Below are 22,641 nucleotides of genomic sequence, written 5' to 3'. Positions count from 1 at the left end.
TATTTCCAAGGGCCGTTATTGACCCTGCCCCGCTGTCCCGCTACGCCCTTGCCAGCTGTTTTTTTGGAGGATCCCATGCCCAACCCATCGATTCTGATTCTGCCCGGCGACGGCATCGGCCCCGAGGTCATGGCCGAGGTGCGCAAGACCATCTCCTGGTTCGGGGATAAGCGCGGCCTGGAGTTCGATGTGAGCGAGGATCTGGTTGGCGGTGCGGCCTATGACAAGCATGGCAAGCCGCTGGCGGATGAGACCATGGCCAAGGCGCAGGAAGTCGACGCGGTTCTCCTGGGCGCAGTCGGCGGCCCGGCCTACGACGACCTGGATTTCTCGGTGAAACCCGAACGCGGCCTCTTGCGCCTGCGCAAGGAAATGGACCTTTACTCCAACCTGCGCCCGGCGCAGTGCTTTGACGCGCTGGCGGATTTCTCCTCGCTGAAGAAGGACATCGTCGCAGGCCTCGACATCATGATCGTGCGCGAACTGACCTCGGGCGTCTACTTCGGCGAGCCGCGCGGCATCTTCGAGGAAGGCAACGAGCGCGTCGGGATCAACACCCAGCGCTACACCGAGAGCGAGATCGAGCGTGCCGCCCGTTCCGCGTTTGAGCTGGCGATGCGCCGGAGCAAGAAGGTCTGCTCCATGGAGAAGGCCAATGTGATGGAATCCGGCATCCTGTGGCGCGAGGTGGTGACCCGCGTAGCAGCAGATTACCCGGAGGTCGAGCTGAGCCACATGTACGCCGACAACGGCGCCATGCAGCTGGTGCGCGCGCCCAAGCAGTTTGACGTCATCCTGACCGACAACCTGTTCGGCGATATCCTGTCCGACTGCGCCGCTATGCTGACCGGCTCGCTTGGCATGCTGCCTTCTGCCTCGCTTGGTGCGCCGATGGAAAACGGCCGCCCCAAGGCACTGTATGAGCCCGTGCACGGCTCTGCGCCGGACATCGCTGGCCAGGGCAAGGCGAACCCGATCGCCTGCATTCTGAGTTTTGCCATGGCGCTGCGCTACAGCTTCGATCAAGGCGCCGAGGCCGACCGCCTGGAAGCCGCGGTCGAGAAGGTTCTGGCCGATGGCGTCCGCACGGCGGATCTTCTGGCAAGCGAAGGTGTGGAGCCGGTCTCCACCAGCCAGATGGGCGATGCGGTGATCGCTGCGCTGGACACAAGTCTCTGATTTTCAGACGCTAATCAGAAACGAACACAAGCCCCGCCCGCCCCCCGGCGCGGGGCTTTTCCGTGGTATTTCCTCCCGGCCCTCAGTGCAGAAAAGATTTCCCGAAATCCACATCTTTCTGTGGAATCGCCCTTGTCAAACCCTGCGCCCTGAGCTATTTCGCCCTCCACGGTCGGAGTGTAGCTCAGCCTGGTAGAGCACTGTCTTCGGGAGGCAGGGGTCGGAGGTTCGAATCCTCTCACTCCGACCAATAAAACAAGGCGCCTTCGGGCGCCTTTTTTGTTGCCTCAATCTGAGTTGCAACCATGTGCCCTGGCCGCACAGCCCGGGATCCAGGGCGCAGCAATTACCCAGTTGCAGGAGCGCTGCCACCCTCCGGAAGCTGTAGGCGGATACCCAGACTGAATCCCTCTGGCGGATTGTCCAGAATGCTGATCTTGCCACCCATCAGCGCCGCCAGCTCGTGGCAAATCGACAGCCCCAGGCCAGCCCCGCCCTTGTGCGAGGATATGGCGTTGTCGAGCTGGGTGAACCGTTCGAAAGCCCGGCCGCGGTCCTCTTCTGCAATGCCCGGTCCGGTATCCAGAACGGTGATACTGACGGGACATGCAGCCGAAGCGTCATGTTCCAGTGTAATGCACACACTCCCATCGGCCTCACGCGCGGACGTGAACTTCATCGCATTGTCGATCAGGTTGTTGATCACTTGGGTGACTTTCGGGAGATCAATCACGAGCTGCTCCGGCAGATCATCCGCTGCGGAAACCCAAGTACGCATAGGCTTGCCATACCGAATGGCAGAGCCCTCTAGCGCCTCCCGCCACAGCACGACCAAAGCAGCGGTCTCTTCAGCCTTGGGGGTATACTCCGCAGCATCGGAATCAATCCGCGCTGCCTCCAGAACATTGACCAGTTGGGTCATCAGCATCTCCGCTGCCCGGTAGCCGACATCCGCCCGCTCCCGCGTCTTGTCCGAAGCCGTATCGTCGCTCTTGATGAGGTGAAGCAAACCAAGAATCACATTCAGAGGCGTGCGGATCTCGTGACTCATCGTGGCCAAAAAGGCGGTGCGGGCCTCCACTGCGGAGTTTGCACGCGTCACTTCCGCAGCCAAGCCGGTTATGGCTGCGGCCAGCTCGGCCTCCCGCGCCTTCAGTTCCGTCAGGTCATTATGGGCGCCCAGCATCCTCACTGGTTTGCCTTCTTCATTCCGGATTGCTAGTCCACGGCAGCGCACTGTGACCATATGGCCGTCGGCATGGCGGTAGCGAACAATCTGATCATAGGGGTGGTCCGGGTTTTCCAGGTGCTTCTGGAAATTATCAAGCGCCAGCGCCAGATCGTCCGGATGAATCAGGTCCTGCCATTCGGAGGCGAAATGCCCCTTGGCTTGCGGATCCACACCGAACAGGCGCCAGAGTTCCGGGCTCATCCATTCGTGTTCGGGGCTTTCCAGGTCCCAGTACCAGATCCCGTCCAGCGAGCCGATCTGCAGGAAGTCAAAAATGGCGTCATCGCTTTTGACCAGATCGTACAACTCGCGTTTGAGATAATGCATGTCCACCTGTCCCTGATCGTGCCTGGTCCGCACCTAGCAATGTCAGATTTACTGTGCGGCGGCCAGCACAATCACCGGGCGACTGCCTGGCAGCCCGCCTGTCACGCCGCTTTCATAGCGGAGCGTTTCAGCTGCTTCCACAGAACATCCAGCGTCTGCTTGGTACTGCGCGGATCACGATACAGGCGAATTTCCAGGTCTGTGCCCAGCCTTTCATCCACAATCGCAAAACGGCCGGACGCGATTTCCTGGCGGCAGAGGCTCAGCGGCAGCCAGCCCATGCCGAAGCCTTCCTGGATCATCGCCTTGACGCTGTTGGCCAGCGCGTTCTGGTTGACAACGAACACCTTCTGATCGGGCAGCAGCTGGGTCAGGGCAAATTCCTGCACCGAGCGTAACGCTGACACCGCACCATAGGACAGCAGAGGCACCGCGTCTTTGCTGCCGGGTTTGAAAGCGAATTCCGCCGTGCTGTCCGGGGCCGTGCGGGAAACCGGCACATAGCGGTCGGTGGACAGTGTTAGGTATTCGAAATTGGCAACCTCCAGCGGCCCCAGGAAATCCATCGACGGATGCCAGTAGGTCAGGATCACATCGCAGTAGCCCTGCTGCAGCGCGCTTACGAACTGGTCGGCCGCCCAGGAAGTGGAGTTGAGGTCGGTGTCCACCCCGCCTTCGCTGGCAAGCGGCGCAATCAGGGTCTTGTAGTGAGTCATGTAGAGCGACTGCGAGGCGGCGAAGCGGATCACGTTTTCGCTTGCCGCGTCGATGGTCTGGCAACGCTCAATCGTTTCCTCGTAGGTGCGCAGCATGATGCGGGACTGCGACAGGAACACCTCGCCTGCCGGCGTCAGGGTCAGCGGCAGGGTTTCGCGGTTGATCAGCCGCACGCCGATCTCGTTTTCCAGTGCCCGGATCCGGCGGGAGAAGGCCGGCTGGCTGACATTACGCTCTTCGGCCGCGCGCGAGAAGTTCTTGCACGCGACCAAAGCTTCGAAGTCCTTGAGCCAGATGATGTCCAACTGGGCGTCCCGTCTTAACCGGCAGCCACCGCATCCAGCCTGTCTTCTTCGACGGCATGGCATGCAACCATGCTGCCGTCGGGCTGGTGAATGGCCTTGGGCTTTTCACTCTTGCATCGTGCGTCCGCAAAGGCGCAGCGGCTTTGGAACGGGCAGCCTTTCGGCAGATTGATCGGCGTCGGGATCTCGCCCTTGAGGCGGATGTGGTTAGGCCGGTCGTCCTTCAGCTGCGGCACCGCGGACAGCAAGGCCCGAGTATAGGGGTGTTTGGGGTTGGAGAACAATGTCGCGGTGTCCGCAACCTCGCAAACCGACCCAAGGTAAAGAACCGCCACCCGGGTGCCGAAATGCTCCACCACGCTCAGATCGTGGGTGATGAACAGATAGGTCAGGCCGCGGCTTTCCTTGGCCTCCAGCATCAGGTTCAGAACCTGCGCCTGGATCGACACATCCAGCGCGCTGATCGGCTCATCGGCAATGATGAATTCCGGATCCACCGTCAGGGCGCGGGCGATGGCGATCCGCTGGCGCTGGCCGCCGGAAAACTCATGCGGGTAACGCTTGGCCCAGCTGGGATCGACGCCAACCGAAAGCATTACCTCGGTCACCTTGTCGCGCACCTCTGCCGCCGAGGCATTTGGATAGTGGTGGCGCACCGGCTCCTCCAGCGCCTGCCGGATTGTCATGCGCGGGTTGAGCGAGGCATAGGGGTTCTGGAAGATCATCTGAATCTTCTTGCGCAGCGGCTGCATGCCGGACCGCGACAGGTTGTCGATACGCTGGCCGCCATAGTGGATCTCACCTGCGGATGGGGTCAGCAGGCCCGCCACCAGCCGCGCTACGGTGGACTTACCGCAGCCCGATTCACCCACCACACACAGCGCCTCGCCCTTGCGGGCCTCCAGCGAGATGTTGTTCACTGCATGGACAGACCGGCTCTCGCGCACGATCTTGCCCTGCTTGAACTTGAGGGTTTCCAGAAAGCCCTGATCAAGGTCGAACCGTTTTTCCAGGTTCTTGATCTCCAAGAGCGGGCGGTCAGTCTTTGCGTCGCTCATGCCCGTGCCTCCTGACGGTCTTCATCGCTGTTCAGGCGCTGCACCTCGTGGCAGGCCACCTCGACCTCGCCATAGTGCACGATTTCCGGAATCCGGCTGCGGCACAGATCGGTGGCGTATTTGCAGCGCGGATTGAAAGCGCAGCCTTCGGGAATGCTGGCCAGGCCAGGCATGTTGCCCGGGATCTGCTTCAGCCGCTGGCCCGGCACCGTCTGCTGCGGCAGCGCGTTGATCAGGCCCTGGGTATAAGGATGCTGCGGATCGTTGATAATCTCGCGGGTGCGCCCGGCTTCGATGATCCGGCCGGCATACATCACCAGGGTGCGCTCGGTCATCTGGCTGACCACGCCCAGGTCATGTGTGATCAGGATCAGACCCACCTGGTTCGACTGGCACAGCTCCAGCATCAGCTCCATGATGTCGGCCTGAATGGTCACGTCCAGAGCCGTGGTCGGCTCATCAGCTATGATCAGCTGCGGGTCCAGCAGCAGCGCAATCGCAATGATGATCCGCTGGCGCATACCGCCAGACAGCTCGTGCGGGTATTGCTCCAGACGCTCTTCCGGCGACGGGATATAGACCTCGCGCAGCTTGACGATGGCGATCTGGCGCGCTTCCTCATGACTCAGCTTGCGGTGCGCCATCAGCGTTTCGATCATCTGCTGACCAATGGTAAGCACCGGGTTCAGCGTCACCATAGGATCCTGGAAGATCATCGCCATCCGGTTGCCGCGCAGATTGCGCAGGCGCTTGTCGTTCATCTGAACGACATCCTCGCCCTCAAACAGGATCTTGCCGGTGTCGATATAGCCCGGGCGGCTGAGCAGGTTCATCAGCGAGAACCCGGTGATCGACTTGCCCGCGCCGCTTTCGCCGACGATGCCCAGACGCTCGCCCTTGGCCAGGTCAAAAGAGATGCCGTTGAGGGCAGTAACCGTCTGGTCGCGCATGGCGAATTTGACGGTGAGGTCGCGAACGGAAAGAAGGCTCATCGCGTTACCCCTTGTAGAGTTTCGGGTTCAGGACGTCGCGCATCCAGTCGCCCAGCAGGTTGATGACAAGGACCAGAACCACCAGCACCACACCGGGAATGGCGGTGATCCACCAGCTGCCGGAGAAGATGTAGTCGAAACCGGAAGAGATCAGCGAGCCCAGCGACGGCTGGCTCGGCGGCATGCCGAGGCCCAGGAAGCTGAGAGAGGCCTCGGAGATGATCGCATTTGCGACCTGCACGGTGGAGATCACAAAGATCGGCGACAGCGAGTTCGGCAGGATGTGCCGCACCATGATCCGCATCGGGCCAAAGCCCAGCACCCGGGCGCTGTCGACATATTCCTTCTTTTTCTCGGCCAGAACGGTCGCACGCACGGTACGGGCATACTGCGGCCATTCCGCCACCCCGATTACCGCAATCAGGAACACCACCGCATATTTGTTGAAGGTATCGGTGCCGAACATCGCCTGGGTGACGGCCAGGAAAATGATCGCCACCATCAGGGTCGAGAACGACAGTTGGATGTCAGCAAGCCGCATCAGAAGGCTGTCCAGACGGCCGCCGACATAGCCCGCAATCAGGCCGATAGAGATACCAAGGAAGGCCTGCAGCGCCACCGCGCAGATCCCGATCAGCAGCGACAGGCGGGTCCCGTACAGGATGGTCGACCACAGATCGCGGCCCTGGTCATCGGTGCCCAGCACAAATTCGGGCAGCGACCCGTTGACCCAGGCCGGCGGATACTCGGAGTTCATGATGTCGATCTGCGCCGGATCGTAGGGATCATAAGGAGCAATCACCGGCGCCAGGAAGGACGCAATGGCGATCAGCAGGAACACAATCATGCTCACCACGGCCACCGGGTTGCGGCGGAAGCTGTAGCCCATGTTGGAGTTCCACACCTTGGACCAGCGCGAGGGTTCGGATTTCGGGTTCAGAGTTTCGGTGCTCATGCGCCCATCCTCGCAATATTCACGGTCGGGTTCACCAGGCCGTAGATCAGGTCGACGATGGTGTTGGTGACCACAAAGATGAAGCCGACAACGATCAGATAGGCCACGATCAGCGGGGTATCGACGCGGTTAACCGCCTCAAGGAACATGAAGCCCATGCCCGGCCACTGGAACACTGTCTCAGTCAGGATGGTATAGGCCACCATGGTGCCGATCTGCACACCGCCCACGGTGATCACCGGCAGAAGCGTGTTCTTCAACGCATGCACAAAGTAGATGCGCCACGGATTGATCCCTTTGGCCTTGGCGTATTTCACGTATTCAGATTGCAGCACTTCCATCATCTCGGCGCGGATCAGGCGGACAAACAGCGGCAGCATGATAGAGGCCAAAGCAATCGAAGGCAGGATGATGTGCAGCCAGCCGTCAGCGGTGGCAAAGTTGGTTTCCCAGTAGCCCCATACATGCACGGTGTCGCCGCGCCCGTAGGAGGGGAACCAGCCGTATTCCACCGAGAAAACAAAGATCATCAGGATGGCGGTCAGGAACACCGGGATCGAGATGCCGATAATCGACAGGCCCATGATGATGCGGCTCAGGATGCTGTCCGGCTTGATCGCGGTATAGACGCCCAGCGGCACCGAGAAGCCGACGATGATCAGCGTTGCGCCGAACACCAGCTCCAGCGTCGCGGGCAGCTTCTTCAGGATCACGTCCAGTGCCGGCTCCTTGAAGAAATAGGAGGTGCCCAGGTCACCCTGCAGCGCATTGCCCGCAAACCGCAGGTATTGCGTCACGAAGCTGTCGTTCAGCCCCATTTCGTCGCGCAGCTGCTGGCGCACTTCTTCCGAGACCGACTGCCCGACCAGCTCGCGCAGCGGGTCGCCCAGGTTGCCCTGGATGGCAAAGGCAATCAGCGAGATGACGAACATCACGGCAACCGCCTGAATCACTCGCTTTGCGAGATAGGCAAACATCGTCCTGACCTTTGTAGAGTTTGATTACAGTGCAGGGCGCAGTGTCCGATGGAACTGCGGGTCCTGCAAGCACAGCCTTGGCAGCCGCTTGTTATTGAAAAGGTCCGGGCCGGCCGGGGGAGACCGGCCCGGAAGTATTCAGTGATCAGCTGCCGGTTTCGACAACTAGGTCACCGAAGTAGGGGAAGTTCAGCGCGTTCACGATGTCGGCCGAGTTCATGCCGGACTTGGAACCCCATGCCAGGTTCTGCCAGTGCAGCGGAATGAAGGCCGCTTCATCATACAGGATGCCTTCCAGCTTCTGCAGCATTTCCGCGCGTTTGGCCGGATCGGTTTCCGCGTTCGCGGCATCCATCAGCGCATCGGCTTCCTCGTTGCAGTAGTTGCCCGAGTTGTACTGGCCGTTGCCGTTATCCGGGTTCGGGCAGGCAGTCAGGAACTGGTGGAAGTTTGCAGAATCCTCGGTGTCCGAGTGCCAGCCGATCATCATCATGTCTGCTGCGCGTTCATCAAAGGTCGGCCAGTATTGCGCCTTGGGCATAGTCTGCAGGTCAACTTTGATGTTGATCTGCGCCAGCATCGAAGCCACCGCTTGCGCGATCTTGTCGTCGTTCACATAGCGGTTGTTCGGCGCCATCATGGTGATCGAGAAGCCGTCAGCATAGCCCGCCTCAGCCATCAGGGCCTTGGCTTTCTCCAGGTCAAAGCGCGGTGCCAGGGCTTCGTTGTAGCCCAGGTAGCCGGCCGGGCTGGCCTGTGCCCCCACAGTGCCGAAGCCGCGCATGATGCGGTCAACGATGCCTGCATTGTTCACTGCATAGTCGATTGCCTGGCGGACACGGGCGTCTTTGAAGGCCTCGACACGGTTCTGGTTCATCTGGAAAGTGATGATACGGGTGCCGGGCATGGTGATCAGGTCAACGCCCTCGGCCTCTTCCACACGCTTCAGGTCGGTCGGCGGAACCGGCGCGATGAAGTCCACATCCCCGGACAGCAGGGCTGCCACGCGGGTCGGGTCTTCCTTGATCGGGGTCAGAACGATCTTGTCGACATTGCCGGCATCAGCGTCCCAGTAGCCGTCGAAGCGGTCGAACACCACGCGCACGCCCTGCTCACGCTCGGAGACCACAAACGGGCCGGTGCCGGAGATGTTGCGGGAGGCAAAACTGTCACCGTGCTTGACGATCTCAGACTTGTCTTTGCCGTCATCGGTGGTGCCGGTGTAGAACGCGCTGTCCATCGGGAAGATGTAGGTCGCGGTGTGCAGTACCAGCGGATAGGGTTCCGAGGTCTTGAGGTCGAAGGTCATGTCGTCGATGACTTCAACGTCGGTGAACGGGGCGAAGATCGCCTTGAAGTCGTCGCTCGCCTTCAGGCGGTCAAAAGTCCAGTCGACGTCATTGGCCGTCAGCGCGTTGCCGCTGTGGAAGGTGACGCCGCTGCGCAGCTTGAAACGCATGGTCGTCTCGTCGATCTGTTCCCAGCTTTCGGCCAGGCGCGGTTCGAACTGCAGGTCCTTGGTCCAGCGCACCAGCGGGTCAAAGACCATGTGAGACAGCTGCAGCGTGCCGCCGGACAGCTGTTCATGCGGATCCAGCGAGACCGGGTCGGCGTCATAGGCAACGCGCACGGTGGTTTCGGCATAGGCAACCGGTGCCATCGCCACCACCGCAGCAGCCGCCAGGCTTCTGACAAATTTCGTCATTAGGCATACTCCCCTGTGATTATGCCGCAAACGCTAGCCTGCGGTGAGCGGGCTGTGAAATGCCTATATCGCATAGGGTATGCAGGATGCACATTAGAGCCATGCAATATAGGAATATCACCCTTAGAACATGCGCTTAACGAAACTCAAAGCTGCATTGGACCGGTAAGGCCACGTGGGTCTCGGGACCAATCAGATGGATGCTGCAGACTTTCTGCAGTTGCCCCCCGGCTTTCAGCGTGCCCCTGTTCAGCCCCGTTTCGTACATCCAATTATGTGCGGGTTCCCTCGAAAGGGACGGGATTCGAGATTGCCCCGGCAGGAAGACCGGCACTTGCAACAGCCTGCAGCAGCGGGCCATGCCAGCTGGCGGATCCTCTAGCCCGCAGGCCTCCTACCTGCCCCTTATCCCGGTCTCCAGGACGGCACGAGGTGCAACGGTGAAATAGCACCTTGTCAAAGTTCCTCACCGGCCAAACTGCTGCGGATCCGTTCCGCAGCCAGGGCCGCACGCTTCCCCGCCAGCCCGGAACCCGCGAGGGCATCCAAGGCTGGCAAGGCTGGCTCTGCGGGGGCGCCGATGCTGCCCAGGGCGATGGCGGCCTCCTTGCGCACAAAGGCAGACGGGCTGTCCAAAAGGGCGGTCAGCTCCGGCACCGCGGGCGCGGCTGCGGCGCCGAACAGGCCCAGCGCCCGCGCCGCCTGCCGCTGGGTGCTGGCGTCCGTCAGCGACAATTCTGCCCTGAGGCTGGCCACTGTTGTGCCAGGCGGCAGAGCTGCAAGCAGCAGCCCATCCGTCAACCGCCGGTTCAGATGCTGGCTGGCTCCGGTCCAGCGCAGTATGAAAAAATAATCCTTCACTGCAGCCGGAAGAGAAGCAGCGCTGTTGCCGCTGTGCCATCGCTCGACCATGACACGTGCGTCCCGCTGGCTCCCTTGGAGCGCCAGCACCGAGGCCGCAAGCGGCATCAGCTCCTTAGCTCCGGGAGTGCGCTCGAGCTCTGCCAGCAGCAATGCGGATGCCTGCGTGTAATCGGCCATTGCAAAATGCGCCGCAGCTTCGAACAAGGTATAATGGCTGGGGTGTTTGGGATCGAGCCGCATTGCGGCACGGACAAAGGCCAGCCCCTCCTGCGGCTCACCCGCAGCGATCAGCGCCCAGCCCATGACCAGATGAGCCTCCGGATCGCTGGGCTGGAGTGCAATCGCCTTGGCAGCTTCCTGCCGGGCCTCACCGATGCCCCGGTTGCCGCCCCCTCCTTGCCCCCAATCGTTCAGGTTGAGCCTGACCATGGCCCTGATCACATGCACCAGCGGGGCTTCATGCTTGGATGTCTCTTTCAAATATTTGTAGAATAATCCGATGTGCATCTGGCTGCTCTGTCCGGCAAAAGCATTCCAGTGAAGAAAGATATGCGGGCGCAGATGCGCCATCGCCAGAAAGGCCCATGCCCGGCCATATTCCGGATCCAGCGACACCGCTTGTTCGAAATGCGGAATGGCAGCCAGATTATCCGCCTCGTTGAACCGCGCGTAAAGCGCCCAGCCCTGCTGGAAAGCCTCGCGTGCCGCTATGGTCGCGGTATCCACCTGTTCGATCCCGGTGCGCTCTTCGTTGTCCAGCGGCAGATCCAGCGCCTTGGCGATATCCAGTGCTATACGGTTCTGAACCGAGAAGATGTTCTCCAGCGGACCGTCAAAGCGCTCCGCCCAGACCAACTGACCGCTGGATGTGTCGGTAAGCCGGATATTGGCCCGGAAGGCAGTCCCGGTGCGGCGCAGGCTGCCATCGACAACATAGCGCACGCCCATCTCCTCAGCGAATTGCGCGGTGCTGATCTGCCGGTCCTGGTAGGCAAAGGAACTGTTGCCGGAGATCACGAACAGGCCGGAAATCCGTGACAGATCGGTGATCAGATCCTCGGAAAACCCGTCCGCCAGCATCGCGTTACCGGTTTCGCCTGTGGCATCGGCCAGCGGCAGCACCGCAACAGAAGGAAGATCCGGAAGCGGAAAGGCCATACGCGCCACGACAGCCTGGTCCGGGTTTGGCTGCCAGGGAGAGAGCCACAAAACCGCGCCCGCCGCTGCCGCGGCCAAAAGGCAAGCCCCAGTGGCCAGCCGGGCGCGCAGGACCTTGGCACGCGCTGCCTTCTGCGGCGTATGTCCGCTCTTTTGAACACGGAAGGCTCCCACCGGCTCCGGGATATTCTTGACTCTTTGCGGGCCCATTGGAATGAAGTCGGCGGCAATGCTTTTGCGAGCATAGCCGACGACGGCCTCCGAAGCAGTGATTCCGCCCGGCTCAGCCAGCGCCTCCAGCCTAGCGGCCACGTTGACACCGTCGCCCAGAATATCGTCACCATTGGAGATGACATCCCCCACATTGAGGCCAATGCGCAGAAGGATGGCCTGGTCAGGTCCCGCATCCGCATTCCAGACCTGCAACAGGTCCTGGATGCTGAGGGCGGCGCGCAGCGCATCGACGGCACTGCGGAATTCGATCAGGAAACTGTCGCCTGCAGTATTGGCGATGCGGCCACCGTGCTGATCTGTGAGCGGCTCCACCACTTCTCTGCGGATGGCGCGGAGCGCCGCCACTGTGCCTTCCTCATCCGAGGCGGTCAGCCGGGAATAGCCCGCCACATCCGCGGCCAGGATCGCAGCCAGGCGGCGATTTGAAGGGCTTTTCATAGGGTTGGAGTGTACCAGTTCGGCCAGCGCCTGGGAACCGGTTTCGCAGCCGCCCTAGCCTGCCAGCAGCCGCAGGCCCTGGGTCACGTCAGAGCGCACTGCCAGCCGCAGACCGGGCTCGTCGCCCGCCTTCAGCGCGGCGATAATCAGGCGGTGGTTCTGCGGCGGATCGGTGCGGCGCAACCGTCCGTAAAGCGCCCGCATGGTAGGGCCGAGCTGCAGCCAGACAGTTTCCGCCATGGCCAGCATTGCCGGCGCCTGGGCACGCAGATAGAGGGTGCGGTGGAATTCCAGGTTGGTGCGGATATAACCAACGGCGTCGCGTTTGGAGACCATCTCTGCCACGTTGGAATTTATTGTCTGCAGCCGGTCGATCAGCGCCATGTGGGCGCGCGGCAGGGCGCGGCTGGCCAATTCCACCTCCAAAAGCGCGCGCAGAGCGGCCAGCTCCTCAATCCGTTCGTTGGTGAGCTCGGGCGTCGTCACCCGGCCTGAAGAGGACAGAAACAGCGCACCCTCGGCGGCCAGGCGCCGCACCGCTTCGCGCGCGGGCGTCATCGATACGCCGAATTCACCGCCAATGCCGCGCAGGGTCAGCGCGGCACCGGGGGTAATTTCGCCATGCATGATACGGGTGCGCAGCGCGCGGTAGACACGGTCATGGGCGGGCGCTGAGGCGGCTTCCTGGGTGGGGCGGACAGTCTGGTTCATGCCATTCATGTGATCACAAATCCCGCTGCGGTCAACCGCGCAATTGCGCGCGGCCTCAAGGGCGGCCCGCCAGCCCGGCTAGGCTGAGCCCGGTGCGCAGGGCCCGCCGCGGCGCCGCGGCGGAATAGGGAAATGCCGCTGCCGCCTGATCCAGCGTCAGCGGCGCGCCCTTGAGCCGGGCGCAGGCGGCGGCGGCCTCGTCAAAGCTGCCCAGCGCGGCCAAGCTGGCGCAGTGCAGGACCAGCGCCTGCTGTGCCGCTGGCTCCAGCGCAATCGCCTCAGCCGCCGCCGCGGCGGCCTCTGTGTCCTGTCCCGCCGCGAGGTGAAGAGCAGCCTGCACTGTCAGGGCCATCGGCTGCGGCAGCGGGTCGAGCTGGCGGACGTGTTCGAGCACTTTTTGAGCGCCGCCTCCCTGCCCCGCCAAATGCAAAAGCCACGCACGCAAAAGCTGGCCCTGGGCGTCGTTCGGGTATGCCGCTGCCAATTGTTCAGCCAGCTGCAAGGCTTCATCGGAACGCCCGGAAAACTGTGCCGCCAGCGCCCGCAATTGCAGCACACCGGGTTGCGGCGGCAGACCCCCTGCCATCTGCGCCGCCTCTGCCGCCCGGTCCGGAAGGCCGGCAACGGCGCCCGTCAGCATATCGAGATGCCAAAGCGCCGCCAGCACCTGCGCCTCCGGCCAGTCCGGCGCCATCTGCAGCGCCCGGCGCAAGGCCTGCTGCGCAGCGCCTTGGTTACCCTGTTCACTCAGGCTGCGGGCGGAGGACAGCTGCAACACGGCGCCATCAGGCACATCCGGCGGCGAAAGCGGCGGCAGCGGCTTGCCAAAGTAGCGGATGACACTGTCAGCCAGTTTCGGTGCAAGAACTGCCGCAACTGGCTGCGGCTGCGGTGGCAGGATACTGAGCGGTTTGGCCCCGGCCCCTCCTCCGCTGCCGGCGGCCGCCTGCAGGATTTCCAGCCGTACTCCCTGCTGCAGCGTTCCCGGCAGATGCCCTGTCACCACAAACTCCGCACCCAGGAGCGCAGCCGCCTCACCCGGCAGCAACCCGGCGGCGGCACGGGTACTGGAGGGAGCAATGATGCGGACGCCCCCGGCGGCAGCAAGGCTGCGGATCACGTCCTGAGAAAGTACCCGCGCGGTTTCCGGCAGCAGCGTGTCTGCGGTGAACGGCAGCACCGCGATCACCGGGCTGCCCTCGAATGCAGCGGCAGCGGGCTGACCGGGCACAGGCGCCGCAGCGCTGCCCTGGCGGCCCGCCTGCTGCCAGCCCCAGATCCCTGCAACGGCGGTGACCGCCCCCAGGCAGCCTGCCAGCAGCAGCACCGCAGGCCGCAGGCCCGCGCGCGGCGCAGGCGCGGGCGGCCTGGGCGGCTGGGTGCTACGGCGCAGAGAGGGCAGCGAGGTCAGCTCCTCGCCCAGAACATAGACCTGCACCGGATCGGGAATGTTCTTGACCTCATGCAGGCCGAAATCCTCGAAGTCATAGGGGATGCGGTTGCGAACCTGGTCATAGGCGGAGGCTGACAGCGCCACCCCGCCGGGCTGCGCCAGGCTTTCGAGCCGTGCCGCGATGTTGACTTCATCCCCGAACACATCGCCCTGCGCGATCAGTACTTCGCCCAGATTGATGCCGATGCGCAACTGCAGGTGCCGGGTGCGCGCCGCGTCGGCCTGGATCTGGGCCGCCGCCTCTACCGCCGAGATCACGCTGGGAAACAGCGCCAGCACCCCGTCGCCCATCAGCTTGACGATGCGGCCGCCGTGGCTGCGGATGGCAGGCGCAATCAATGTCTGCTGCTGGGCCAGCACCTGGTTCAGGGTGCCAGCCTCGTCCTGAGCCATCATCCGGCTGAAGCCGGAGACATCCAGCATGAAGATGGCGGCAAGGCGTCTTTGCGGCTTGTCTGACACGGAAGCGGGCCTTTTGACCGGGAACTGGCAACTGCAACTGGTGCCAGCTTAGCCCGCGCGCCCCTCGGCTCAAAGCCCTGATTCTATTCGCCGAAACGGTAGCGGTGCAGGCTGGCACCGTTTTCGCGCAGCCAGGCGCGCGGTTCCTGCCAGCGGCCGTGGATGCGCTCCACGGTGTCCCAGAAGACCTGCGAATGGTTCATTTCCTGCAGATGCGCCACTTCGTGGGCGGCGACATAGCGCAGCACCGCGGGCGGAGCCAGGATCAGCCGCCAAGAGTACATCAGCCCACCGTCCGCGGTGCACGACCCCCAGCGCGAGCGGGTGTCGCGCAGGGTCAGGCGGCTGTAGCCCCGGCCCAGCCGGGCCGCATAGAAATCAGACGCCTCGGCCAGCCGGTTGCGCGCCAGTTCTTTCAAGTAGCGCTGCAAGGGCCGGCCCGGATTGGGTCCCGGCACCGCGATGCGGCCGGCATCCAGCTGGATGCGCCGCCCCGGCGCAGGCTCAATCACCCGGTCTTGGCCGTCGATGGGCAGCACCGCGCCAAAGGCTGCGTCCACGGCTTCCGGGTGCTTTTCCAGATTGGCCCGGATCCAATCCGCCTTTTCCTCGGCAAAGGCCAGGGCGGTGCGTTCCGGCAGCCCATTGGGCAGGGTCAGCGTCACCCGCCCGTCCAGCGAAGAGATCCGCAGGCTGATCCGCCGGGCCCGCGCAGAGCGGCGCAGGGTCAGCGGCACCGGCGGGGTCCCGGACAAATGATATTCGGCCATGCACGCGCCCTTTCCAGGCTTTGGCTTTGACAGTGCCCCCCTCATATGGCAAGGCACCGGAATCGTCGATACGACTCACCAGTAAATCAAGGGGATCCACATGCCCAAGGAAGAATGGGGTGTAAAGCGCGTCTGCCCCACCACTGGCAAGCGCTTTTATGACCTGAACAAGGACCCGATCGTCAGCCCCTACACGGGCGAGGTCGTCGAGCTGGATACCGGCAAGACCCGGATGATCGAAGCCGATGCCGAAGACGCGGCCACCCTGAAGGCCAAAGAGAACATGGACGCGGATGACGTGGTCCTGGACGATGACGAAGACGTCGATGTCGATCTGGGCGATGACGTCCTGGACGATGACGATGATGATGACAACGTCTCGCTGGACGACATCGCCGACATGTCGTCGCCGGACGACGATTCCTAAGGCGTTTCAAGCGGTTCCGGGGCGCGGCCTGCTGTCCCCGGACCGTCCGCTTTGACCGGCGGCAAAAAATTTCGGACCCGGCGCATTTTTCCGCTTGCAGCCCGCGCCGCCGTCCCGTAAACGACGCTCACACCGCAAGACGGACCGCACCGGAAACGGATCGGACACTGAAAGCGGACAGGTTTGGGGCCTTAGCTCAGCTGGGAGAGCGCCTGCATGGCATGCAGGAGGTCAGCGGTTCGATCCCGCTAGGCTCCACCAAATCTTCAGTGAAAAGCATCAGATAGCTCTGCCTTTTTTGTCAGAGGATTTGCCTCTGCCGCGCAGACAGGTGCTATTTTCCCTACGAAAATACATACTGCTTTGATCCGCGCCTTGTCGGCGTGTTGATCTCTTCGCAGACCTCCCCTCGGCCAAAACCGAGGATGGCCCATTAACGACCATTTCTTCGTCGTGACGGGCGGCCCCGGTGCGGGCAACCCCAGCCTCATCACCGAGCTCACCCACCGCGGCTTACACACAATCCCCGAATCCGGCCGCGCGATCATCTGTGAGGAAGTGCAGAGCTGAGGAGACGCCCTCCCCTGCCGCCCAGTGCCAGCTCCGATCGACGCGGGTCGGCGCCCAGGTGAGTTGCACTCCAATCATCATGAACGACAAACTGATCGATCGCGGGCCAGAGCCCAGTTACGCGACACGTATACCTGCACGCCGGCCCAAGGGCAGCCAGCGCGCCTCTATGGTTGCCATGCTACTTGGCTTCCAGCACCCGCGCGTCATCTATTATGAGAGCACGCTCAAGTATGCTTTTCTTTGCCTGATGATGGTGCGGGATGACGTGCACCATATTCGGGAACAGCCGCCGCACACTTTTCAATATTCTGTTCAGGCCTGCAACCGCCAAGCATACTCAGGCCGTTCTGCGTCATCCCAAGACTGTTCCGGCACAGCAGAATTTGTGCGGAAGGCGCCCAGTGCGCTCGCCATAGCCTGAGCCTCCTTGGACAGCCCTTGGCTGGAGGAAGTCACCTCCTCAAACAGACCCGCATTCCGGGTGGTAGCGTCGTCCAAGTTCGCCATAGCTGAATTGATTTCCTGCAGGCTGCCGGATTGCTCAGACGATGCCTTGGAAATGGTCTTCATCAGGTCGGCGGCACTGGCAACGGATTCTGAGATTTCACCAATGGCTGACCGAGTCTGCTCGACAAGGTCGGCCCCCAGTTCAACATTCTGGCCCGCCTCATCGACAAGGGCGGCAATCTCTGTCGCTGCTTCCTTGGAACGATGCGCCAAAGTGCGAACTTCGGACGCCACCACCGCAAAGCCTTTACCAACGGTGCCCGCCCGGGCAGCTTCAACCCCGGCATTCAATGCCAGAAGGTTAGTTTGCTGTGCAATCGCCTCAATCATGCCGATGATGCGGGAGATTTTCTCGGAACTTTCCTTGATCGCCTCCATGGCACCATATGTGCGCTTCACGACGTCAATGCTATCGGTTGCGTTGCGGCGCGCAGCTTCGACTGAGGCCGAGGCCTCGCCTGAAGCCTGGGCGGTTCCGGTAATCGACACCGAGAGCTGGTTCACCGCAGCTGCGGTGCCTGCCAAGGTCTGCGCAGTTCGCTCGGAACGCTCAGACAGATCATGAGAGGCAGCAGATATTTCGCTGCTGACGCCGGCGATGGACTGACCATTGGCACTGAGACTGCGGACAGAGATTTCGAGCTTTTCAAGCGCCGCATTGAAGTCATCGCGCAGCTTAGCATACCCCTCCCCCATCTCCTCTCGGATTCGGAAGGTCAAATCGCCCTGCGACAACCGTTCAAGTCCATCACCTATGGCTGTCACTGCGGCGGTTTGCTCCGCTAGCCGGGCATTGCGCTCCTCATTTGCGGCGGCCTCAACCTCAGCCTTTTCCACCAGACCATCTCGGAACACTGCAAGGGCCGTCGCAATACGTCGGATTTCATCGCTGGAGCGCTCGTAGCCCTTTACCGGGCGCAGATTGCCCGCGGCCAGGCGTTCGGTTGTTCCGCTGATGTCGGCCAACGGGCGCAAAATCAGGAGTCTGGTGAGGATCAGAGCCACCACAAACACCCCGGCTGAAACTGCTGCCAGAAACTGAAGCTGCCGCTGGGCACCCTTCACATCAGCCGCCAGCCCGTTTGCAATTGAGGCAATTTCCAACTGGCTTCCGTTACCAAGCGCGGTTGCACGGCGGGCAAATTGCAGAACCGCCTTCACCGTGGCCCCGGACGCTCTGGCAGCTTCAGTTGCCGCCTCAAGCGAGGCGACCTTGAATGCCGGCAGACCCTGAACAGGATCAGCCAGCGCTATCATGCCCTCCAGCTCTTTTGCAAAAACCCCATCACCAAACCCGGTGTAGCCCTGCAGGGCGGCTGCCGCTTCCTGCAGAGGAGCTGCCGCTGCATTGGCCGCCTCGATATTCTGAGCTGCCGCCATATCCAGTGCAGCAACCTGGAAAGCGCTGGTCCAGCCATTGATTTCAAGGAGCCGCAAGAGCATATCAACCTGATTGTCCAGCAACCCCTGAATGGCGGTTCTGTTGTCGGCACTGGCCTGCGTGGCAGCCACTGACAAGGTAAACACCATACGCTCCATCGCCTGGGTCAGCGGACGAACGCTGGCGTTGCGGGCGCTCAGCACCTGCTTGCGGCTTTCCTTCAGCTCTTTGCGGCTTGCCGTCAGAGTATAACGAAACAACTCAACGCCTTCGCTCACCTTCTTGGCGCGGAATGCATCCAGCCCCAGTTCCTCAAGACGGCCCAGCACCGGCTCCAGGCGTTTCAGAGCGTCAGTAGCCATTTTCTTGAGCGCGCGCTTGGTCGGCACATCACGGACGTGCCCCAAGGCCAACGCGGCACCGGACAGAATACTGATGTCGGCGCGCGCTTCCAGCAGTGTCTGCAGGCTGCCGAACTGCTGATCCACCAAGTTATTCAGAACCTCGTCAACCTGTATGATGGTCTCTTCACCGCCATCCATCAGGCTGTCACGCGCCTCTGCCGCCACCCGCACGAGCTTCTCTTGAACTGCCTGGCTTAGGGTTTGCAAATCGGCGGTTTGAGTGTCGATCCAAGCTTGGTTTCGGAATGCTGCCTGACGGGAGGCAATCAGATTGTTCAGCCGGCCCGAGGCTTCGGCAGCTTCAGGCGCAAATTGCGCTCGTTCCGCGGACGGAAGTTCGGAGGCACTTCCCTCAAGCGCTGACACCGCTGCTGCCGCAGCGGCCTCCGCTGTGGACAGCTCCTCAGCCGAACCCGCCTGAAGAACGCCAATCATTGCATTTTTGGTCTGGCTTGCAGCATCAACCATATGACTGCTGAGTTCCAGTTGCGGCACCTTCTCGCCAGTCAAAACCTCCATCTGGCGGCCTGTCTGGGCAAAAACCAGTGTGACAAGGACCCCTCCGGCGGCGGCAGTCCCGCCCATCGCCATCAGGATAAGCGTGATCTTCGCACCAATGCTTGAAAATGGCCGAAACCCGCGTTTCGCCAAGAGGTCTTTCTTAGAACTCATCCTATCACCCAAGTCTTCCGCCCGTATTCCGCGCCCCGGGCAATTCATGCGGCAAGGGTCCCGCTGGTTGGCAGGAGACCCGCATCTCCCTTAAAGAAGCGCCGCAAGACGTAAAAAAAGGATGAGAGCGCCCCAGAAATTGCTGCAGATTTTAGTGATCCCCTGACCGCACAGAAAGCCCCCACACGATGCATGGGGGCAAAGCGGCATCCAACTGCAGAGAACATCGCCGCAAGCAGTTTTAAGGGAGCTTAGTCCGGCACTCCGGCCTGCCGCAGCGCGTATGCCCACTCCTGGCCTGCCGGACTCATCGCAGCCGGGTTGTCGCGCAGGAACTGCGACAGGCTGAATTCCGGAGCGGCCTCAAGCAGCTTTTGGACAGTGTTACGGGCCTCCTGGTCCTGGCCTGACAACTGCAGCGCAATCGCCTTGGAACGCAGCGGCACAGGAAAAGCGCCCTTGGCTTGCAGCGAGCGGTCTGCAAGTTCAATAGCGCGGCTATATTTACGCGCTGACAAATTCGCCAAGGCCGACAATGCATCAAAGTAATAGCATTGCGGCCCCAACGGCGTCAGCCGCCGGGCAGCATCGGTCATCTGCACGGCCTCGTCAGCCATATCCTGATATGCCATCGTGGCCCCTTTTAGGAGCAGTGCCAGAGCCTCATTTGGATTGTCGCGCAGCGCTAGATCATAGGCGTCCAGAGCTTGATCGAATCTGAAAGTGAGATGGCTGGAGATCAACCCCTTCAGCGTATGAGCCAAGGAAAAGCCCGGCGCGGCTTCAATCGCGGCTTCAGCCAGCTGGCTCGCCAGACGGCTGTCTTCCAGGCGATCCTTCGACAATCCCCGTTCGACCCTCATCACATGCCAGAACCCCATCCAGGTCAAGGGCAACGCATGGCCAGGCTCCCGCTCCTGCAAATGCGACAGGATGCTGTACGCCTGCTGAAACTTCTGCACATCCATTTCCTGCATCAGGGTAATGGACGCCATCAGAAGAGTATGGCTTTCCAGATCCTGCAGCGGCTTGAAGTCTGCCAGCCGCACAGCCTCTCCGGCAGCAGTTTGACCAATCTGCAAAGTGGCGTTCCTGAGGACCGAACTGCGCCCCTCCATCAAATTGTCCAACGAGCCTTCGAAACTGCGCGACCAAATCACCTTTTCGCGCAAGGCATCGTGCAGGTCTATCTCGGCGTGAAACCGGCCGCCGCCGCAGGTGACCGCCCCTGACACCAAATAGTCGGCACCAGCCACTGATGAAACTTCAGCCGGACGCACGGTTTCAGGATCAAACTGGCGCGACGCCAGATACGAGGTAACTGAGAATGCCCAGCTGCGCGAAAGGCAACGTGAAAGCTCTTCTGAAACCAGCGAACCCAGCGGCGCAGACGACTCGCCCGGATACCTATGCGCAAAGGGCAGCACGGCAATGGAAGGCAACAGCCCGTCCAGAATGACACGGCCCGGCGGCGCCCCTGTCCGGCCTGAAGGTCCCGCCGGCCTGCGGATAAGTTCCGCCCGTGTCTCTTGCAGCCAAGCATTGAACACGGATTCATGGGGCAATTCAAACCCTTCCATAAACTCCGCCCCGCCTGTGCATGTATCCAGCTCCAGGCAAGTCAGATCCAGAACGACCCTCTCGCGATTGGCATATAGCAGCTTGGCCGCCTCCGGCCCCAAGTGCCTCCGCAGCGTCGACAAGGCGGTGCGCAAGCTGGCCTTGGCCTGTTCCGGCTGCGCAAGGCACCACAATGTCTTTTCGAGAAAAGCCCGTGTCCGTATCCCCCCCTCGGCGGTGGACAGCAAGGCCACAAGAGCTTGGTGTTTGGCGCCGAGCTGCACGCCCGCACCATCTGCATGGAATACTCCAAATGCACCGAACCGGCGGATCTTCAGAAGGACAGTCATTCGCACCCCCACTCAACGCGTGATACAATAGATATTAAAGTATCGTTATGGTGCACACCTTTAGGTTGTTTTGCAATTGCCGATTGCGCCTCTTAGGTAATTAATTGCCCCGCGCCTGAACGCGACATTCCCCCAAATCAATTTTATTCATATTTTTCATAGCCATACTGGCACGCAGCTCTCTATTTGAACAGCGATTGAGAAAACCTCCGGACTGCCGACCTGGCTCATACACACTGCGAAAAACACTCAAGGGGTGTTTTTACGGCTTTTGCTGATCGCTGCCGTTCTACCTCAAATCAGGCCAGCCCCAGCTTTGTGCAAGTGCTGCGCAGAGCTTCGCAAAACCGGGCGGCGGCCGGGGACAGCTGGTGCTCCAGCCGGAGACATAATCCTACCGGCCCAAGGGTGCCGCCTGTGTCCATGGGCAGGGCCGCCATCGTGCCCGCAGCAAGATCCGGCCGCACCACGCCCTGACTTATGATCCAGATCGCCTGATGCTCCAGCACAAACCGCCGGCCTAAGGCCGAAGAAACCGTTTCTACCGGATAGCGCGGCAGCGCCAGTCCCTGTTCCAGAAACATCCGCTCCACAAGCGGCCGAATGACCGAACCCTCTGACGGCATCAGCACCGGGTGATCCTCGAAGGCGAAGGGCGGCAGGCGGCTGGCACCAGCCAGCGGGTGATCCGATGCGACGACCGTCACCACCCGTTCACGATAGAGCGGATCGAACCCTATCCCGGCCATGGTTTCCGGCGCAGGCATCCGTCCCGCCACCACGTCCAGCCGTCCCCGGCGCAGCTGGTCGATCAGGTAGTGGTTATCGCCGGACATAACCATGAACCGTCCCGGCGCGCCGCTGGCGCGCAGTTGCTCCAGCGCGTCCGGTACCAGATCCGCCGCCACCGTCGGCAGGGCACCAATGGCAACCAGCGGCCCCTCTGCCTCATCCAGACCTTGCAAGAGAGCCACCCCGTCACGGGCCAGCGCAAGGCTGCGGCCTGCATGATCCCGGAACAGTTCGCCATAGCTGCTAAGACGGATGCCGCGGCCGTATTTCTCCACCAGGGGCTTGCCGCAAACCGCCTCCAGTTCGCGCAGCGCCCGAGTGGCGGCGGGCTGGGTCATACCCAGCGCATCCGCAGCCTGGGTGACGCTCATTTTGCGAGCGACTTCGACAAAAACTTCCAAATGCCGCAGTTTCAGGGATGAGGAAAGACGCATACCGA

Annotated in this window: 16 protein-coding genes and 2 tRNA genes; 4 read left to right on the top strand and 14 right to left on the bottom strand. The window is 61.8% G+C overall.

Features of this window, described 5'->3' with window-relative positions; translation table 11 throughout:
• Positions 1-75 precede the first annotated feature (75 nt).
• Both leuB and RA26_RS05600 read left to right on the top strand, forming a co-directional pair.
• Positions 76-1,179, top strand: a complete 1,104-nt coding sequence (gene leuB / locus RA26_RS05605) for a 3-isopropylmalate dehydrogenase (protein ID WP_039181157.1) — start codon at positions 76-78, stop codon at positions 1,177-1,179.
• 173 nt (positions 1,180-1,352) lie between these two features.
• Positions 1,353-1,429: transfer RNA gene (locus RA26_RS05600), tRNA-Pro, on the top strand.
• 96 nt (positions 1,430-1,525) lie between these two features.
• On the opposite strand, the gene RA26_RS22050 is transcribed toward RA26_RS05600, so the two are convergent.
• The 11 genes from RA26_RS22050 to RA26_RS05545 all read right to left on the bottom strand — a co-directional run bounded on the left by RA26_RS22050 (position 1,526) and on the right by RA26_RS05545 (position 15,536).
• A complete protein-coding gene (locus RA26_RS22050; RefSeq protein ID WP_052272325.1) occupies positions 1,526-2,737 on the bottom strand; it encodes a PAS domain-containing sensor histidine kinase in 1,212 nt (403 codons plus the stop codon).
• A 101-nt stretch (positions 2,738-2,838) separates the two neighbouring features.
• Positions 2,839-3,759, bottom strand: coding sequence for a LysR family transcriptional regulator (locus tag RA26_RS05590; protein ID WP_039181154.1), 921 nt, complete (start codon positions 3,757-3,759; stop codon positions 2,839-2,841).
• Positions 3,760-3,773: 14 nt separating this feature from the next.
• Positions 3,774-4,817, bottom strand: a complete 1,044-nt coding sequence (locus tag RA26_RS05585) for an ABC transporter ATP-binding protein (RefSeq protein ID WP_039181151.1) — start codon at positions 4,815-4,817, stop codon at positions 3,774-3,776.
• Positions 4,814-5,809, bottom strand: a complete 996-nt coding sequence (locus RA26_RS05580; RefSeq protein ID WP_039181147.1) for an ABC transporter ATP-binding protein — start codon at positions 5,807-5,809, stop codon at positions 4,814-4,816. Before RA26_RS05580 ends, RA26_RS05585 begins: the two co-directional genes overlap by 4 nt.
• Before the next feature lie 4 nt (positions 5,810-5,813).
• Positions 5,814-6,764: an ABC transporter permease gene (locus tag RA26_RS05575; RefSeq protein ID WP_039181144.1), complete on the bottom strand. Its 951-nt coding sequence runs from the start codon at positions 6,762-6,764 to the stop codon at positions 5,814-5,816.
• A complete protein-coding gene (locus RA26_RS05570) occupies positions 6,761-7,741 on the bottom strand; it encodes an ABC transporter permease (RefSeq protein ID WP_039181141.1) in 981 nt (326 codons plus the stop codon). Before RA26_RS05570 ends, RA26_RS05575 begins: the two co-directional genes overlap by 4 nt.
• Positions 7,742-7,886: 145 nt before the next feature.
• The gene (locus RA26_RS05565) at positions 7,887-9,446 is read right to left on the bottom strand and encodes an ABC transporter substrate-binding protein (RefSeq protein ID WP_039181138.1); all 1,560 of its coding nucleotides are present in this window, start codon (positions 9,444-9,446) and stop codon (positions 7,887-7,889) included.
• 456 nt (positions 9,447-9,902) lie between these two features.
• Entirely contained in the window at positions 9,903-12,140 is a 2,238-nt protein-coding gene (locus RA26_RS05560; RefSeq protein ID WP_039181135.1) for a HEAT repeat domain-containing protein, read from the bottom strand.
• A gap of 54 nt (positions 12,141-12,194) precedes the next feature.
• Positions 12,195-12,851: a GntR family transcriptional regulator gene (locus tag RA26_RS05555; protein ID WP_152612571.1), complete on the bottom strand. Its 657-nt coding sequence runs from the start codon at positions 12,849-12,851 to the stop codon at positions 12,195-12,197.
• A 55-nt stretch (positions 12,852-12,906) separates the two neighbouring features.
• Positions 12,907-14,727: an adenylate/guanylate cyclase domain-containing protein gene (locus tag RA26_RS05550; RefSeq protein ID WP_241482592.1), complete on the bottom strand. Its 1,821-nt coding sequence runs from the start codon at positions 14,725-14,727 to the stop codon at positions 12,907-12,909.
• A 122-nt stretch (positions 14,728-14,849) separates the two neighbouring features.
• Positions 14,850-15,536 (bottom strand): M48 family metallopeptidase, encoded by a 687-nt coding sequence (locus RA26_RS05545; RefSeq protein WP_039181126.1) that lies wholly within the window; start codon positions 15,534-15,536, stop codon positions 14,850-14,852.
• 100 nt (positions 15,537-15,636) lie between these two features.
• Here RA26_RS05545 and RA26_RS05540 point away from each other — a divergent pair, with 100 nt between their 5' ends.
• Both RA26_RS05540 and RA26_RS05535 read left to right on the top strand, forming a co-directional pair.
• On the top strand, positions 15,637-15,963 hold the full coding sequence (locus tag RA26_RS05540) for a TIGR02300 family protein (RefSeq protein WP_039151541.1): 327 nt from the start codon (positions 15,637-15,639) through the stop codon (positions 15,961-15,963).
• A gap of 185 nt (positions 15,964-16,148) precedes the next feature.
• Positions 16,149-16,224: transfer RNA gene (locus RA26_RS05535), tRNA-Ala, on the top strand.
• A 624-nt stretch (positions 16,225-16,848) separates the two neighbouring features.
• Here the strand turns inward: RA26_RS05535 and RA26_RS05530 are convergent.
• The 3 genes from RA26_RS05530 to pcaQ all read right to left on the bottom strand — a co-directional run bounded on the left by RA26_RS05530 (position 16,849) and on the right by pcaQ (position 22,636).
• The gene (locus RA26_RS05530) at positions 16,849-19,347 is read right to left on the bottom strand and encodes a methyl-accepting chemotaxis protein (RefSeq protein WP_241482591.1); all 2,499 of its coding nucleotides are present in this window, start codon (positions 19,345-19,347) and stop codon (positions 16,849-16,851) included.
• Between the two features lie 404 nt (positions 19,348-19,751).
• Positions 19,752-21,410, bottom strand: a complete 1,659-nt coding sequence (locus RA26_RS05525; protein ID WP_039181122.1) for a transcriptional regulator — start codon at positions 21,408-21,410, stop codon at positions 19,752-19,754.
• Between the two features lie 299 nt (positions 21,411-21,709).
• Complete coding sequence (gene pcaQ / locus RA26_RS05520; protein WP_039181119.1) at positions 21,710-22,636, bottom strand: pca operon transcription factor PcaQ; 927 nt, start codon at positions 22,634-22,636, stop codon at positions 21,710-21,712.
• Positions 22,637-22,641: the final 5 nt, after the last annotated feature.

The organism is Leisingera sp. ANG-M7 (genome assembly GCF_000813965.1).
GTDB lineage: Bacteria > Pseudomonadota > Alphaproteobacteria > Rhodobacterales > Rhodobacteraceae > Leisingera.
Note: the sequence above shows the minus strand (reverse complement) of the source record. Positions and strands in the feature narration are given on the sequence as shown.